21 protein-coding genes are annotated in these 14,320 nt (G+C 63.2%); 13 read left to right on the top strand and 8 right to left on the bottom strand.

Annotation, left to right across the window (positions count from 1 at the left end; genetic code table 11):
- Nucleotides 1–394 precede the first annotated feature (394 nt).
- Complete coding sequence (locus ACREC7_RS12530; RefSeq protein WP_431556023.1) at nt 395–1,201, top strand: response regulator; 807 nt, start codon at nt 395–397, stop codon at nt 1,199–1,201.
- A gap of 56 nt (nt 1,202–1,257) precedes the next feature.
- Here ACREC7_RS12530 and ACREC7_RS12525 read toward each other — a convergent pair whose 3' ends face one another.
- On the bottom strand, nt 1,258–1,413 hold the full coding sequence (locus ACREC7_RS12525) for a DUF3309 family protein (RefSeq protein WP_431556022.1): 156 nt from the start codon (nt 1,411–1,413) through the stop codon (nt 1,258–1,260).
- Nucleotides 1,414–1,573: 160 nt separating this feature from the next.
- On the bottom strand, nt 1,574–1,771 hold the full coding sequence (locus ACREC7_RS12520; protein WP_431556021.1) for a CsbD family protein: 198 nt from the start codon (nt 1,769–1,771) through the stop codon (nt 1,574–1,576).
- Between the two features lie 209 nt (nt 1,772–1,980).
- Here ACREC7_RS12520 and ACREC7_RS12515 point away from each other — a divergent pair, with 209 nt between their 5' ends.
- From ACREC7_RS12515 to ACREC7_RS12490, 6 genes are all read left to right on the top strand, one after another.
- The gene (locus ACREC7_RS12515) at nt 1,981–2,337 is read left to right on the top strand and encodes a response regulator (RefSeq protein WP_431556020.1); all 357 of its coding nucleotides are present in this window, start codon (nt 1,981–1,983) and stop codon (nt 2,335–2,337) included.
- Nucleotides 2,338–2,457: 120 nt separating this feature from the next.
- Entirely contained in the window at nt 2,458–2,613 is a 156-nt protein-coding gene (locus ACREC7_RS12510; protein ID WP_431556019.1) for a DUF1328 domain-containing protein, read from the top strand.
- A gap of 343 nt (nt 2,614–2,956) precedes the next feature.
- The gene (locus ACREC7_RS12505; RefSeq protein WP_431556018.1) at nt 2,957–4,387 is read left to right on the top strand and encodes a sensor histidine kinase; all 1,431 of its coding nucleotides are present in this window, start codon (nt 2,957–2,959) and stop codon (nt 4,385–4,387) included.
- Between the two features lie 164 nt (nt 4,388–4,551).
- A complete protein-coding gene (gene msrB, locus ACREC7_RS12500; protein WP_431556017.1) occupies nt 4,552–5,052 on the top strand; it encodes a peptide-methionine (R)-S-oxide reductase MsrB in 501 nt (166 codons plus the stop codon).
- Nucleotides 5,053–5,174: 122 nt separating this feature from the next.
- Complete coding sequence (locus tag ACREC7_RS12495) at nt 5,175–5,444, top strand: hypothetical protein (protein ID WP_431556016.1); 270 nt, start codon at nt 5,175–5,177, stop codon at nt 5,442–5,444.
- Nucleotides 5,445–5,527: 83 nt separating this feature from the next.
- Nucleotides 5,528–7,489, top strand: coding sequence for a glutamate ligase domain-containing protein (locus tag ACREC7_RS12490; RefSeq protein ID WP_431556015.1), 1,962 nt, complete (start codon nt 5,528–5,530; stop codon nt 7,487–7,489).
- A gap of 738 nt (nt 7,490–8,227) precedes the next feature.
- Here the strand turns inward: ACREC7_RS12490 and ACREC7_RS12485 are convergent.
- The 3 genes from ACREC7_RS12485 to ACREC7_RS12475 all read right to left on the bottom strand — a co-directional run bounded on the left by ACREC7_RS12485 (nt 8,228) and on the right by ACREC7_RS12475 (nt 9,203).
- On the bottom strand, nt 8,228–8,389 hold the full coding sequence (locus tag ACREC7_RS12485) for a hypothetical protein (protein ID WP_431556014.1): 162 nt from the start codon (nt 8,387–8,389) through the stop codon (nt 8,228–8,230).
- 55 nt (nt 8,390–8,444) lie between these two features.
- Nucleotides 8,445–8,885: a hypothetical protein gene (locus ACREC7_RS12480; protein WP_431556013.1), complete on the bottom strand. Its 441-nt coding sequence runs from the start codon at nt 8,883–8,885 to the stop codon at nt 8,445–8,447.
- A gap of 111 nt (nt 8,886–8,996) precedes the next feature.
- Nucleotides 8,997–9,203 carry a hypothetical protein gene (locus ACREC7_RS12475; protein WP_431556012.1) on the bottom strand — a complete coding sequence of 69 codons (207 nt, stop codon included), beginning with the start codon at nt 9,201–9,203 and terminating at the stop codon, nt 8,997–8,999.
- 325 nt (nt 9,204–9,528) lie between these two features.
- Here ACREC7_RS12475 and ACREC7_RS12470 point away from each other — a divergent pair, with 325 nt between their 5' ends.
- The 3 genes from ACREC7_RS12470 (at nt 9,529) to ACREC7_RS12460 (ending at nt 11,423) form a co-directional block, all read left to right on the top strand.
- A complete protein-coding gene (locus ACREC7_RS12470; RefSeq protein ID WP_431556011.1) occupies nt 9,529–10,239 on the top strand; it encodes a Crp/Fnr family transcriptional regulator in 711 nt (236 codons plus the stop codon).
- Nucleotides 10,240–10,392: 153 nt separating this feature from the next.
- The gene (locus ACREC7_RS12465; protein WP_431556010.1) at nt 10,393–10,788 is read left to right on the top strand and encodes a hypothetical protein; all 396 of its coding nucleotides are present in this window, start codon (nt 10,393–10,395) and stop codon (nt 10,786–10,788) included.
- Between the two features lie 146 nt (nt 10,789–10,934).
- A complete protein-coding gene (locus ACREC7_RS12460; protein WP_431556009.1) occupies nt 10,935–11,423 on the top strand; it encodes a c-type cytochrome in 489 nt (162 codons plus the stop codon).
- An 18-nt stretch (nt 11,424–11,441) separates the two neighbouring features.
- On the opposite strand, the gene ACREC7_RS12455 is transcribed toward ACREC7_RS12460, so the two are convergent.
- Nucleotides 11,442–11,624: a hypothetical protein gene (locus ACREC7_RS12455; protein ID WP_431556008.1), complete on the bottom strand. Its 183-nt coding sequence runs from the start codon at nt 11,622–11,624 to the stop codon at nt 11,442–11,444.
- Between the two features lie 299 nt (nt 11,625–11,923).
- Between ACREC7_RS12455 and ACREC7_RS12450 the strand changes: the two genes are divergently transcribed.
- Nucleotides 11,924–12,163, top strand: a complete 240-nt coding sequence (locus ACREC7_RS12450) for a hypothetical protein (protein ID WP_431556007.1) — start codon at nt 11,924–11,926, stop codon at nt 12,161–12,163.
- A 94-nt stretch (nt 12,164–12,257) separates the two neighbouring features.
- Here ACREC7_RS12450 and ACREC7_RS12445 read toward each other — a convergent pair whose 3' ends face one another.
- A complete protein-coding gene (locus ACREC7_RS12445; RefSeq protein WP_431556006.1) occupies nt 12,258–12,476 on the bottom strand; it encodes a hypothetical protein in 219 nt (72 codons plus the stop codon).
- A 115-nt stretch (nt 12,477–12,591) separates the two neighbouring features.
- Here ACREC7_RS12445 and ACREC7_RS12440 point away from each other — a divergent pair, with 115 nt between their 5' ends.
- Nucleotides 12,592–13,188, top strand: coding sequence for a hypothetical protein (locus ACREC7_RS12440; protein ID WP_431556005.1), 597 nt, complete (start codon nt 12,592–12,594; stop codon nt 13,186–13,188).
- A complete protein-coding gene (locus ACREC7_RS12435) occupies nt 13,185–13,982 on the top strand; it encodes a hypothetical protein (protein WP_431556004.1) in 798 nt (265 codons plus the stop codon). Before ACREC7_RS12440 ends, ACREC7_RS12435 begins: the two co-directional genes overlap by 4 nt.
- 45 nt (nt 13,983–14,027) lie before the next feature.
- On the opposite strand, the gene ACREC7_RS12430 is transcribed toward ACREC7_RS12435, so the two are convergent.
- Nucleotides 14,028–14,320, bottom strand: a 293-nt coding sequence (locus tag ACREC7_RS12430) for a hypothetical protein (protein WP_431556003.1), incomplete at its 5' end; no start/stop codon positions are given.

Here is a 14,320-nt window from a genome sequence, read left to right as displayed (position 1 = left end):
CGCGCAACCTCATCGAAGACGGCCCGCAGATGGCGGCCGATATGGGCCTGCAAATTTGGCGACAATCCCTCCTCGGTGGAGAGCGTGGCGCCCGGCCGCGTTTGGCTGCTGGTTGCTTGAGTCATGGTCTTCCCGGCGTTCGTTGACTTCCGCCGGCGTTCCTTTTTCTCTGCCTGATCCACAATCGTCCCCATCCGCCGGGATACTCCTAAAGCGGCGGATACGCTCCGTGCCTTAGGTAAAAACAGGCCAGACCTCAATTGGTTCCGCGCTCTGGGAAACCTTCTCGGCCTCCGCGGCGTTTAAGCACACTGTGACGAGGGTTTCCAGTTGCCAACATCAATCCCAGTGGTGCAATGGATACCACTAGGCCCACCTAGAAAGCCAGGAGCGCATGTCGATATCCCAGGCGATAGCGCCTCATCTTGCTTATTTGCGCCGATTTGCGCGGGCTCTCGCCGGCACGCAAGCCGCGGGAGACGCTTATGTCGCCGCCACGCTCGAAGTGCTGATCGAGGACCCGTCGCTGTTCGATACCAAGCTCGATCCGCGGGTTGCCCTGTTCCGGACCTTCGCCGGGCTGTGGAACTCGGTTGGTGTCAATCTCAAGCCTGATATGCAGACGAGCCCCGCCACCCCTGTCGACCGCAAGCTCGAATCCATTACCCCCTTGCCTCGCCAGGCCTTTCTGCTGAGCGCCGTGGAAGGCTTTTCCGTGCCTGACATCGCCTCCATTCTCGGTCTCGACAAGGGGGGGGTGATGGAGCTGATCGATCAGGCCGGCCGCGAGATCGCAGCGCAAGTCGCGACCGACGTGCTCGTCATCGAGGACGAGCCGATGATCGCCATGGACCTCGAAGGCATCGTCGAGGGCCTGGGCCATAAAGTCATGGCCGTGGCGCGCACCCATGCCGAAGCGGTGAAAGCCATCGCTCACGGGAAGCCCGGCCTCGTGCTGGCGGACATCCAGCTCGCCGACGGCAGCTCGGGCCTCGACGCGGTGAACGAGATGCTCGGCTCCTTCCAGGTGCCGGTGATCTTCATCACCGCCTATCCCGACCGGCTGTTGACCGGGGAGCGGCCGGAGCCTGCCTTCCTGATCACCAAGCCTTATCAGCCGGACACGGTGAAGGCGATCGTGAGCCAGGCTCTGTTCTTCGAGCGCCGCGCGCGGCTGCGCGACCGCCCGTCCGCCGCCTAGCCCAAGTTTGGGGGCGGGTCGAAACGGCCCGCTTCCGACAGCTTCGCGACTCGGCGCTAGATCTTTCCCAGCAGCAAGAGAATGAGAAGAATCACCAGGATCAATCCGACCACGCCTGAGGGGCCGTAACCCCAGCCGCGGCTATACGGCCAGGATGGGAAGGCGCCCACCAGGATGAGGATCAGGATGACGATAAGGATCGTGCTCAACATGTCGCGCTCCTTGCGGCCCGTGAGGGCTCATGGCTAGGGCAGCGGAACGCGCACGATTGACCGCGCCCAAGGTTCTCTATCGGTTCGAGGGAAAATCGCGAAGCTCAGTCGCGCCGCAACCTCCTCGCAAGGCGAGGAGGTGCGGCTGACCGAAGCTTGCTTACATATTCCGGACCCAGCTATCCACCTGCTTCTCGGCCTCGTCCTTGGCGATGCCGTAACGCTCCTGGATCTTGCCGACCAGCTCGACGCGGCGGCCTTCGATCCTGGTGAGGTCGTCGTCAGTGAGCTTGCCCCACTGTTGCTGGACCTTGCCGCGCACCTGCTTCCAATTACCTTCGATACGATCCCAGTTCATGAGCGTGCTCCTTTTCGCTAGGGGAGGCCCGCCATCGATTGCGGGCCTTGGGGGGAAAGCGAAGTTTAGTATCGATCAAACGCTGCCTGCCACGATCGAGTTCCCTTATTACTGTCACCGCGCTGCAAATGGGCTTGATCAAATTGCCCTTAATTGATGAAACATAGCAGCGGCTTGGTGGCCTCGCTGGCGTACGGACTGGGCAGGAAATGGCGGGCAAACGCATCCTCGTGGTCGAAGACGAATTTCTCATCGCCCTCGATATTGCCGGCGCGCTCGAGCAGGGTGGACTTGTCGTGATCGGGCCGTTGGCGTCGGTACGCGACGCACTGCGGACGCTCGAAAGCGAAAAAGTGGACGGCGCTCTGCTCGACGCCAATCTTGGCGGAGAGCCGGTGGGCCGCGTCGCCGACGCTCTGCTTGCGAGACGGGTGCCCTTCGCCTTTGTGAGCGGCTACGGGCGTGAGCAGCTGCCCAAGCAACACCAGGGAGCCCCCTTGATCGGCAAGCCTTTCACCGGACCGGATCTGCTCGGCGTGGTTGCGCGCTTCTGGACACGCTCTTGACGGACGCGCAACCTCCCGCGCATCTTCGCTTGGAACGGAATCGGAAAACCGCGCGTTCCGGGGAGCGTTGGGGCGAGTTGGCATCCCTGAAAGCCGGCTATCCAACATGGGGAGTGTGACATGCTCACTTGGGCACTCATTTTTGCGGTCATTGCGTTGGTGGCAGGCGTGTTCGGCTTCGGCGGTGTGGCATCTGCAGCTGCCGGCATCGCCCGCATCCTGTTCTTCATCTTCATCGTGATTTTCCTCATCACCCTGATCGCCGCGCTTCTGTAGCTCCTCCCCTTCCCAGGTTTGGGGAAGGTCCCGGGGCCTCAGGTCTCGGCGGCAGAGCGGCTACGGGTGGCCGAAAGGGGCGACGCCCGCAACCGGGGGCCGGCTGCGGGCGTCTGGTTCGATCGCCGCGGGGAGGAGTGGGGCTGGGGGAGCGCTCGAACGTCGGAACCCAACCCTTTCCCGCCCGAAAAGTTCCTAAAGTGGCAGCGCCGCGCGGAAAATCCTTGAAAGTTCGAGAACAAAATCGTTCTGGCGGTGTTCTAAGCCATCAGGAGTGGGTGGCCGGAGACGGGTGCACCCGCATTGGCGCCCGGGCGTAACGGTTTTGGCTTAGACTGGAAACATGGCGCACATACTCAACGTCCTCTTCGCCACGGGGGACTCCACGCAACCGCAAGCGGTGACCTCGGGGTTAGACCTGCTGCACGCTTTGGCCGACGGCATCATTGCCGCTTCGCTGTTCCTCATTCCTGCGGCGCTTCTCGTCATCTACTTGCGCCGGGGAGAGCGCAGAGCAAGCGACCAGGTGCTGCTGATACTGTTCATGTTGCTCCTTACCTCTTCCGGCCTTACGCATTTCGCTTCGGCGCTGTTTGGGCCGGGGCACGACGTGGTCGACATTCTCACCGCTTTCAGTGCCCTGCTGGCGCTGACCGCCGCGATCGTCATCTGGAGGCTGACGCCGGAGCTCGTGAGGCGTCCCTCGCGCGACCGGCTCCAATCCGAGATCGCGGCGCATCTGCGCACGCTCGAGGAGCTGAAGGAGACGCGCCAGCAGCTCGAACAGCGGGTCGAAGCCCGCACCAAGGAGCTTGCCGAAGCCAAACAGCGCTTCGAGATCGCGCTGCGCGGCTCGCCGATCATGGTGTTCACCCAGGACCGCGACATGCGCTTTACCTGGGTGCACAATCCGCCGTCAGGCATCGATCCCGCTTGCTTGCTGGGCAAGACTGACGCCGAGATCCTGTCGCCGGAGGCAGCCGCTTCCTTCACGGCGGCAAAGCGGCGCGCCATCGAGACCGGGGAGTCGCAAACCATCGAAACCAATTTCGAGCTGTCTGGCCGCAGGCGGTCCTATTATCTGCTGACCGAGGCTCTGCATGACGACAAGGGCGACGCCATCGGCACCACCTCTGTCGCCGTCGAGATCACCGAGCGGAAAGAGGCCGAGAACCAGCTTCGCCTGCTGCTCCGCGAGCTAACCCACCGTTCGAAAAATCTTTTGGCGGTGATCCAAGCGATTGCCAGGCAGACCGCCGCGCGCACCAAGACGATCGACGACTTTCTCGACCGCTTCGGAGCGCGCCTCGTCGCCATCGGCTGCTCGCAGGATTTGCTCGTCGCCGACAATTGGCACGGCGCCTCCTTGCGCACGCTGGTCGAGCAGCAACTCAACATGCATACCGCGGATCGTTCCGACAGCCAGATCGTCATCGACGGCGAAGACGTGATGCTGAAGCCTGAGGCCGTGCAGAATCTCGGCCTCGCACTGCATGAGCTTGCCACCAACGCGCAAAAATACGGCGCGCTGTCGAGCGGTCGCGGCAGCGTGCGCATCCATTGGCAATTCTGCGAATCCGACCAGCTTAAGCTGACCTGGGAAGAGCGGGGCGGCCCCCCGGTGAGCACCCCTGAGCGGTCTGGATTTGGCCGCGCCATGATCGAAAGCGTGGTGGGAAAGGCGCTCGAAGGCGAAGTGAAGCTCTCCTTTCCGGCAAAAGGGGTGCGCTGCGTCATCATGATTCCGGAAACGCAGGTCGCCTCCCGCGGCTGACGCGCGAGCGGCCGATGCCGTTCGTGTCAAGCGCATGTGAAAGCCCGTGCGCGCAAGTTGAATTGCCGGTGGCAGCTCGACATCTTAGCGTTCAGATGAACCAAAGCGCGGAAACTGCCCGCGCCCGGGGCACGCCCGCCTGCCCGACAACAAGGAGAGAAACCATGGCTTTCACCCGCCGCGAGATCAATCTTGGCGTCATCGCCGTCGCCGCGGCCGGCGCCGCCGTGCTCGGCTGGTGCCTGATCGGCGGCCGCCGCGAGGCTATTGCCGGCACCTTTGAGGTTACCCGCACGCCGGAGGAATGGCGGAAGCTGCTCACCCCCGAACAGTTTGCCGTGCTGCGCGAGCAGGACACCGAGCGTGCCTTCACCAGTCCCCTCAACGACGAGCACCGCAACGGCATTTTCACCTGCGCCGGATGCGACCTGCCGCTCTTCGAGTCCAAGACCAAGTTCGACAGCGGCACGGGCTGGCCGAGCTTCTACCAGCCGATCGAGGGCGCGGTTAAGACCGACACCGACCACACTTTCGGCATGGTGCGTGACGAGGTTCATTGCCGGCGCTGCGGCGGTCATCTCGGCCACGTGTTCAATGACGGTCCGCCGCCAACCGGCTTGCGCTACTGCATGAACGGCGTGTCGATGAAATTCATCCCCGCTTAAGTCCTGTGGGAGAGGCAAGGGCGCGTTTACGTCCATTCGTCGTTGCGTCCATTCGTCATGGGGCGCGCGCCTTGTGGGAACGGCTATGGTACGGCCTCTCGCCGCTTGGGGGATGACGGACCATGCGACCAACATTGATCTTTGCCGTGATTGCCGCGCTGCTTCTGCCCTCTGCGGCGCTCGCTTTCGATGCGAATAGCCCAAGCCGGCAAAATCCCGATGGCTCTGCCGGCTTCTCCGATCCTGACGAGGCGCCGGCCATCCCTGGGCTGGAGGCCTACGGGATCGATAGCGACAGTGCCCAGTCGAGCGGCGTTTACATTCCGCAGTCGCCGGCCTCTTCGGATGTACCGGCCTTGCTCTATTCGAGCTCGGCCTTCCGCTCGCACTAAACGCAGGCTTCGAGCTAAGCGGCCCTGAGGGCAGCGAAATTCGTCCTGCCCTTGCGCGTGTCCTGTGGCAGAGTGCGCTGCCCATGACCGGTCCTGTCGATCCCAGTTTCGCCGCGCGCGCGCTCGATCTTGCCCATGCCGCGCTCAGCCGGCGTGGCGCGCCGCCCGAGCTTCCCTCGCGCCTGCTCGTGGTGGATGTCGAGCGCCAGCGCGCCGTCTGGCTCGAGCACGGTGCGGCTAAAGCCCTGTGGCCGGTCTCAACCGCTGAGGCCGGCATCGGCGGGGCGGAAGGCTCCTACCGCACGCCTCCCGGCTGGCATCGCGTGCACCGGCTGATCGGGGAGGGCGCCGAGCAAGGCTCGGTGTTCGTGTCCCGCGAGCCGACCGGCGAGATGTGGCGCGGCGAGGCCCGCGACGACGATCTCATTCTCACCCGCATTCTCACCCTCGATGGACTTGAGGAGGGCGTCAACCGCGGCCCCGGACACGATTCGCTCGAGCGCTACATCTATCTCCACGGCACCAATCACGAGCGCCTGCTCGGCCGGCCGGTGTCGCATGGCTGCGTGCGCCTCTCCAACGCCGACATCTCTTGCCTGTCCGCCGAGATGCGCGAAGGAGACTACGTCCTGATCGCGGAGCCCGTGGATTTCGTCATTCCCGATCCTAGGGGCCCTGGACGGTTCCACTACGCTGGGCTCGGCGGCTCCGGCATGAGCGCGCTCGCGCAATTCCAGGCGATGATGGGCGGGCGCGTAAGCGGCAGCGACCGCGCCTTCGACCGTGGTGAGCGCCCCGAGCTTCGCATGCAGCTTCAGCGTCTCGGCATCGAAATCATGCCCCAGGACGGAAGCGGCGTCACCGAGGATTGCGCGGCGCTCGTTCTCTCGACCGCAGTCGAGGAGCAGGTTCCCGACGTCGTTGCGGCGCGCGCCAAGACTATCCCCATCGTCCACCGCTCCGAGCTGCTCGGTCACTTCGTGGCGTCTTATCGCACCGTGGCGGTGAGCGGCACGAGCGGCAAATCCACGGTGACGGCGATGATCTTCGAGATCCTGGAAGGCGCCGGCCGCGACCCCTCCGTCATCACCGGCGGAGATTTGCGCCTGTTGCAGGCGCGCGGCCTGCCCGGCAACGCGTTCGCCGGAAGCTCGGACCTTCTCGTCGTCGAGGCCGATGAGAGCGACGGCTCGCTCGTTCGCTACGCGCCTGCGGTCGGCGTCATCCTCAATCTTCAGCGCGACCACAAGGAGATGGAGGAAGTGGCGTCGATGTTCGCCGCGCTGCGCGCCCGTTGCCGCGAGGCGCTGGTCGTGGGAGAGGACGAAAATCTCGATGCGCTCGCTGGCGGCGCGTTTCGCTTCGGCTTCGGACCGCGCGCCGGCATTCGCGGGGTCAATGTCGAGCTTGCTTCGTCAGGCAGCAGCTTCGTCGTCGATGAAATTACCTTCGCGCTGCCGGCGCCCGGTCGTCATAACGTCGCCAATGCGCTTGCCGCCATCGCCGCGGCCGCTGCACTCGATGTGCCGCTTGCCGACATGGTTGCGCCTCTTGCGAGCTTCCAAGGCGTGGGGCGGCGCTTTCAGACCGTCGGCGCCGCCCGCGGCGTCGCTGTCGTCGACGATTTCGCCCACAACGCCGACAAGATCGCCGCGGCGCTCGGAACGGCGAAACTCAACGCCGCGCGCGTGCTCGCCATCTATCAGCCGCACGGCTATGGGCCCACGCGCTTTCTCCGGCAGGACTTCGTCGACACCTTCACCCGCGAGCTCAGGGGCGACGATCGCCTGTGGATGCTCGAAGTGTTCTATGCCGGCGGCACCGCTGCCCGCGACTTTTCCGCGGCCGACATTGTCGGAGAGATTGCCAGGAACGGCGTCAAGGCGGAGTTCGCACCGTCCCGCGCCTGGCTCGCCGCACGTATCGCCGAGGAGGCCCGCGCCGGAGACATGGTCTTGGTGATGGGTGCGCGGGACCCGTCGCTCACCGATTTGGCGCGTGAAATTGTGGCAAAGCTCGACCGATCTGGCTCAAAAGCTCGATAAATCCGTATGATGCTGCGCCCAAATGTTGAGCTATGATTGGTCTGCACGCGGGGGTGCAAGGTGACCGAAGCCGGTAGCCGGCAGCTTCGCTTGTGGGGGTTTGCGTCATCGTCAGTATCGAAGCCGCTTCCGCTCCCACGCGAAGCACGTAAGCACGGTCAAGAGACGGCTGCTTGCGCGTGCATGAGAACCCAGGGGTAAAGGGGAGGGGTCGATGAAAGCAAAATCTCTTCTGCTAACTGTCCCCCTAGCAGTGTTTGCATTGATGTTTCTGTCGCTGCCGGCGAACGCAGTGTGTTGGTCCTGGAAGCCGTGCGCCGATTATCAGGGCCTCGGGTATGGAGCGCCGCCAACGGAATCTCAGTCCGTGTTGCCGCCTTTGCCGCCGGGGAGCGCTCCGCCTCCCGGGTCTCAGGCCGGACAGCAAGGTGCGACGGGAACGCCAAGTCCTGCCGGGGCACCGGAAAAGTTGACGCCTAAGAAGCCTGAAGCGACCGCGAAGGCCGCGCCGGCACCAGCGCCGGCCAAGCCGAAGCCAGCTCCGGCCCCGGCGCAAGCCAAGGCAGCTCCGCCACCGGCACCGGCACCGGTACAAGCAAAGGCGGCGCCACCGCCCGCGCCGATGCCGCAACCAGCACCGGTCCCGGCTCAGGCTAAAGCCGCGCCGCCGCCCGCTCCTCAGCCGCAACCGGCACCAGCACCGGCTCAGGCCAAGGCGGCACCGGCTCCTGCGCCGGCTCAGGCAGCAAAGCCAGCGCCAGCTCCGGCTGCCGCTCCGGCTTCGGCTCCGGGAATGACGACGGTGCCCGGCACGGCGACGATGCAGGTGATCCCCGAATAGGGGACGAGGACAGAAGCGTCTGGATGCGCCGCCGGCGCTTCGCGTGACCGGAGCGGCAAACCAAGCTTGCGCGCGGGCGCGGCTCTCACAATGTTGCTGTGTGGGGCCGGCCCCTTAGCAGCGCGGGTACAAGCTCGCAAGCTCGCGGCCGCGGAGAAGGATGAGCTTTTGCGAAAGCCCGCCCCGCTTCTTGATCCAGGCGCGCACTCTGGCCGGATAGGAATTGACCACGATGCGCGTCGCCTCAGGCGCGCGCGACGAGCGGCCGGTCACGCGGTCGACCACTCGCGGCGCATGGAAGCCGAGCACGGCTCTGCGCGTGACGCAGATGCGATTGCTCGGGATGGTGCTGAGCACGAGCGTGCAGGCTGAGAGACAAGGCCCATCGATGATCACCCGCTCGCCGGACTGCCGCACCCGCGCGAAGGCCTGAAGATAATCGCCGACATAGCCGCCGGGGCTCGACAGGATGCGCAAATCCGCGCGCGCCTGCGGCATGGCGAGCAGGGCCAGGACGGCGGCAAACAAGAAGGCGGCAAAAAGGAAGCGTCTCAACTCTATGTCTCCCGCGTCCTCGGAGGAGGCGCGGGCATAGGGGATCAAAGCTCAGCGGCAGTTTTGCGGCATGCCGGCTACTGGCAATGATCCCCCCTAAACCTGGAGGGCTCAGCCCTTATTGCACTGCTTCATCTCTTTCATGGCCTTCTCGGCGTCGTGCTTCGAATTGAAGGTGCCGATCAGGTTCATCTTGTCTCCAGGCTTGTGGCTGAACATCTCGCATCGCTTGCCGTCATAGCCGACATAGAACTCCTCGGCGACCGCAGGTGAAGCGAACGCCGCAATCAGAATAGCTGCAATCAGATACTTTCTCATCGTGTGTCCCTCGACTTGAGTTGGCCTCTTAACGAGGCGGGGAAGGGAGCAAAGCTCGGCGGCGGTTTTGCGGCGGAGGAATGGCCTTTGCGCAGCTTGTGCCGGCGGCGGTGTGGCAAATGTCACAGCGCCTTTTTGGCCCCCCGTCCTATCACCTACTTGCCATCGCAACCTTCGGGCGGATTTAGGAGAGTTGGCGCCCGCAGGGGATCTTGACCAAGTCAACCGAAGGATGTTCGCTATGACGCACAGTCTGGCTACGCGCGTTAAGGACGACGCCGGTATCGCGCCTGTTTCACGCGGCTGGCGTCCCAGGCAGCGGCACATGGAACGGTCTCAGATCGCAGTTCTCCCGTACACCCTTGCGGGAATTTCCATATTTGCGGGCCTCGCCCAGAAGGCTCTCGAAGCGATCCATCAACGCTGTGCCTGGCGGCGCTACGAGCAGGGCGAGCCGATCGTCGGCTATCTCGATTCCTCCGATGACGTGTTCTTCGTGGCGAGCGGAGAGGTTGGCGTCACGATCTACTCGGTTGCGGGTCAAGCGGTGAGCTTTCGCACTGTGGCAGCCGGCGACATCTTCGGCGAATATGCCGCCATCGACGGCGGGCCGCGTTCAGCCAGCGTGGAGGCGCGGACGAGCTGTCTCATCGCTTCGATGTCCGCCAAGGAATTTCGCAAGCTGTTGACGACCGAGCCGGTGGTGGCCGAGGCTGTGCTCAAGGGCCTGGTGCGCAATGTTCGATCGCTCACCAAACGCGTCTACGAATTCAGCACGCTTGCCGTCAACAATCGCATCCATGCCGAGCTGCTGCGCCTGGCGAGCCTCGCGACCCGCGAGGGCAAGGGCGCGCGGCTTTCTCCCGCGCCAACCCACGCCGAGATCGCGAGCCGCATCAGCACCCACCGCGAGGCGGTGACCCGCGAGCTCAATCGCCTTTCGCGCATCGGCATCATCGAGCGCAAGAGCGGGACGCTCATCGTCCGCGATCTCGATCGCCTCGCTGCCATGCTGCACGAGATGACCGGCGAATAGGACGCTTTCGGCCGGCGCGCTCCTGACAAAAGGGCGTGTGGCAAAACCCACAAATCTCACGTGGCAAAAGCCACAGCGCACTTTGCCAAAACGCGCGAGACTCTCCTTCAGGCTCAAGATCGTCTTGGGCCAGCGCTTGGAAGGAGATTTACGATGTTTACGCTCAGTCGAAGCCGGTTCTTGGGGTTGGCCGCCGCGGGTGCTTTCGTCGCCCTCTCCGCCAGTCTCCCCGCACGAGCCGAAGACCTTGCTCAGAACCTGGGGCCGGTCGGGCCTCACGAGCCCATCCTCACGTCGGTCGGCAGTAAGCGCGTCATCGCGTTCTACGAGCCGGGTGGTGGCCATTGCTCCATCAACGTCGTGGTGTGGGACCGTAGCGATGAGAGTGGCGATTCGGCGGCGCGCCTCCGCGTCAGCCTGAACCCTCGCCAGATGGTCCACATCGACAGTGCCGAGAGCAAGTCGATCAATCTTCAGTGCGGCGACTATGCCGAGACGCTTGCGCTCGTCGACACCAGCAAGTTCGTTTCAGCTGGAGCTTCTCGATAAACCCGCGTTCAATCGGGACGTCCGCACATGTCACTACTCTGGAAAAAGTCCCCTCAGGTTGAGTGAGGCCTGAGGGGCACCTTTTGACAGTTTCACTGACCGGACGTTTTGCAAGGGAGAGCCGACGAATATCAGGCGCAATTGCCATGCCGAGAACCGTCCGCATTATTCTATTCTGCCTCACCTTCGCCGCGCTGATCGGCGGCGGGGAAGCGGTGGTCGCCAATACCGTGACGCCATTCGACCGCGCGGTCGGCACGCCAAGGGGGCAATTGCACAGCCCCTATGCGGACTTCGCCGGCGTCGCCCAGGAAGGTCACAAGATTTACCTGTCGCATGACTGCAACGGCTGCCACGGCGGCGGCGGCGGCGGCGGGATGGCGGCGCCCCTCACCAACGAAGTCTGGATTTACGGGGACGACGACGACACGCTGTTCAGGGTGATCGCGCTTGGCACCGGAAGCCTGAGCCCGAACGATGCATTTCAGAAGCAGGGCTTTGTGCGCAAGGGCTCGGAGAACGTGGTCGGGCCGATGCCGCATTTCGGCGAAATCTTCAAGACGGACGACGAGATCTGGAAAATCATCGCCTGGGTCAGGGCGACGATTTGCGAGCGGCACCCGGCGCAATGCTGAAGGCGTCGATCCCTCGCGCTAGGCCGTAAACGGCAGCGGATAGCCGGTGGCCAAGGCGGCGAGCGTGCCAGTTGCCAGCGAAACAAGATGGAACGCTACGACGCCCGCGAGCACGCCGATGGTGAAGCGGGCGTTGGCGCTTGCTCCCACCGATGCGGCGCGATAGGCGACGAACATGCTGGCACCGAACGCGGCGAGCATTGAGAGCCCGCCGGCCGAATCCGCATATGGGACGACCCTCGCAAGAAATGATATCTTCCGTGGTCGTATCTTTTCCACGGCGTGACACGGAGGAAGGATGACGAGGTTGCTCGCTTTAGTGCTCGCTCTCGGCCTCGCGACATCGACACAGGCGGCGCCCCTTTTGACCAAAAAAGGGGAAGGGAGCAGCGGCTGCCCCTTGCGCTATCATCGTGGGGCGGGAGGCAACTGTGTGCAAAACTATGATGGCGCCTTGACCTACCATCCGGATCCGTACTGGACGCCCTGCGACTACTCGCTTGGCCCGCAATATCCCGAGGGATGTGGCGATTAGCGATCCCGATCTTCATGTTGACGTCGACGGCGACCTGATCATCGTGTGCGCGCCCGAAACTCAGTTCATCGCCATCTATGCGAGGCCGAGCGCCATGCCGCAGTTGATCCTGCGCAAGCGCACCGAGGGCGATGACTATGAGCTGTTCGCTCGAGCCTGGCAGGCCGCGAACACCAAGGCGCGCGAGCTCGGATGGATTGCGTAACCGACGCCTGACCCCGACCGACCATCAGAATAATCGAAAGCCGCAAAGTTTCTGGAGTACTCCTGAGGTCCCGCGCCGCCGCAGGGCTCCGGTCTCACTTCTCTCGGCTATCGGCCAGCAAACGCGTCCTCTGCCGCAGCGTAACGATGCGGCCCGGTCTGCGCCTCACGGCCCCGTCGAACGCGGCGCGCGCGACCGCGTGATCGCCCACCAACGCGACCAACTCATCCACGTGCGCGTCGCGCTCGTCCCACACCTCGACGCGGAACGGCAGATCGTGCCCCGAGGCCGCCATAAGGCTAGTTTGGAACATAATAGGAACATCAGCAACCCACTTGTGGAAACGCTCACCCTTGAGTTGCAGTAACGCCTGTGTAGCAATTATTTCGGCTAGGCTGCACATCGCGGCACGACCGAAAGGCTACGGGATGAAACAAAAGGATGAGGCTTCCGAGCAGAAGGACGATCTTGAAGCGGTACGCAGAGTTGTCGAAGCGCTGCATGGCTTCCAACCGCACGATCAGGAGCGGATCCTTAGGTGGGCGCGGGAGAAGACGGGCTTGGGAGCGGAGCGTAAACCGCCAGCCTCTCCCGCCTCGATGCCTGACCCTCCACGCAAGGATGCGGACCCACAAAACGCCGCGCGCTGGGACATCAAATCTTTTGTGGAGGCGAAGAGACCGGGAAGTGACAGACAGTTCGCAGCGGTCGTGGCCTACTACTACAAGTTCGAGGCTCCGCCGAGTGATCGCAAGGAGTCGATTACAAAGGAAGATCTCGTAGACGCTACAAGAAAGAGCAACCGCAGCAGGCTCGCAAAACCTGGGCAGACACTCATCAATGCACACCAAAGCGGCTACCTCGACAAGGCAGCCGACAAGGGCGCTTACCAGATCAATTCGGTAGGGGAGAATCTAGTAGCGATGGCGTTGCCGGAAGGTGAGCAGCGCGCCTCTCGAAAGGGAACTACTAAAAAGAGGGGTGCAAGACAAACGAACAAGAAAAAGACGACGAAGAAGAAGTGACTTCGGCCCAGTCTGCCATCGAACAAATTGACGCTGCAGCGAGCGAGGTAGATCGCCTTCGCAAATCCCTAGGCAGAAGCAAGCAGCGGCAGGTTCGCTCAAACGATGAGCGTCTTGCCATCAAGGCTACTGCTTTGGCTTGGTTCCAGGCTCACAGTCCCGCTCTCGGCGGCCATGTTGACGAGCAACAGCTTAGCGTCGTCGATGAGTGTTACGTGCGCTTGTCGGAGTCCTCTGAACGTCACGCGTCGCGGGAGAAATTTCTCACCGAGTTGAAGGGTCTCAAGTCGAAACTTGTTCAGCTCCGGTCCAGCGCGCTCGGTAGACCACCGAATCGAGAGTCCGAAGCGCCGCCGGACTTCGCTCCGCTCATCGGCGACGCCGTGATGCAGAAGATCCTCACAGATCGCTGGATTGAGTGCGTCAACTGTCTAAACGCGCCCGCCCCGCTTGCAGCAACGGTGATGATGGGGGGCCTGTTGGAGGGTTTGCTGCTGGCACGCGTAAATCAAGAGTCCAACAAGAAGCCGATCTTTACGGCGACGGCAGCGCCCAAGGATAAGAACGGCGGTACCAAGCCTCTCAAGGATTGGGTTCTGTTTGACTTCATATCGGTTGCCCACGAGTTGAGTTGGATAACCGTCTCAGCGAAGTCGATCGGTCACGCATTGCGCGACTACCGCAACTATATCCACCCACAGAAGCAACTCACCGAGGGCGTGACTCTCGGAACGGAGGATGCCGCGCTCTGGTGGGAGGTGTCTAAGGGCATCACGCGGCAGCTGCTGAAGTGACCGTCCGACCAGATCGTCGCAACCACAGACGGAGATCAGGACCACTTATGCCCTGGTGGCCTGCTCGTAATTCAGTGAGTCGATCTTCGCGTTGATCGCCATCTCCGCTCTGCCAGTGGCGGCATCGAACAGCACTCTCACGCGCGATCCCTCCTCCCAGTCCTGCGCGAAAAGCCTCTTAGCTTTCTCGATGACTTCCGGGCTGGTGAAATGGACCGGCCGATCCGCATGAGCGAGTAGGTTGCGCAGGCCCCTGATGGCGTGCAAATCACGCCGCGTAGCGACGTCGATGAGACCCATCGCGCGCGCGACGTTGATCTTCCCTGAGAAGTTCGCGA

The sequence above is a fragment of the Methyloceanibacter sp. genome (assembly GCF_050728395.1).
Lineage (GTDB): Bacteria > Pseudomonadota > Alphaproteobacteria > Rhizobiales > Methyloligellaceae > Methyloceanibacter.
The sequence above is the reverse complement of the archived record's forward strand: the minus strand, read 5'-3'. Positions and strand labels throughout refer to the sequence as shown.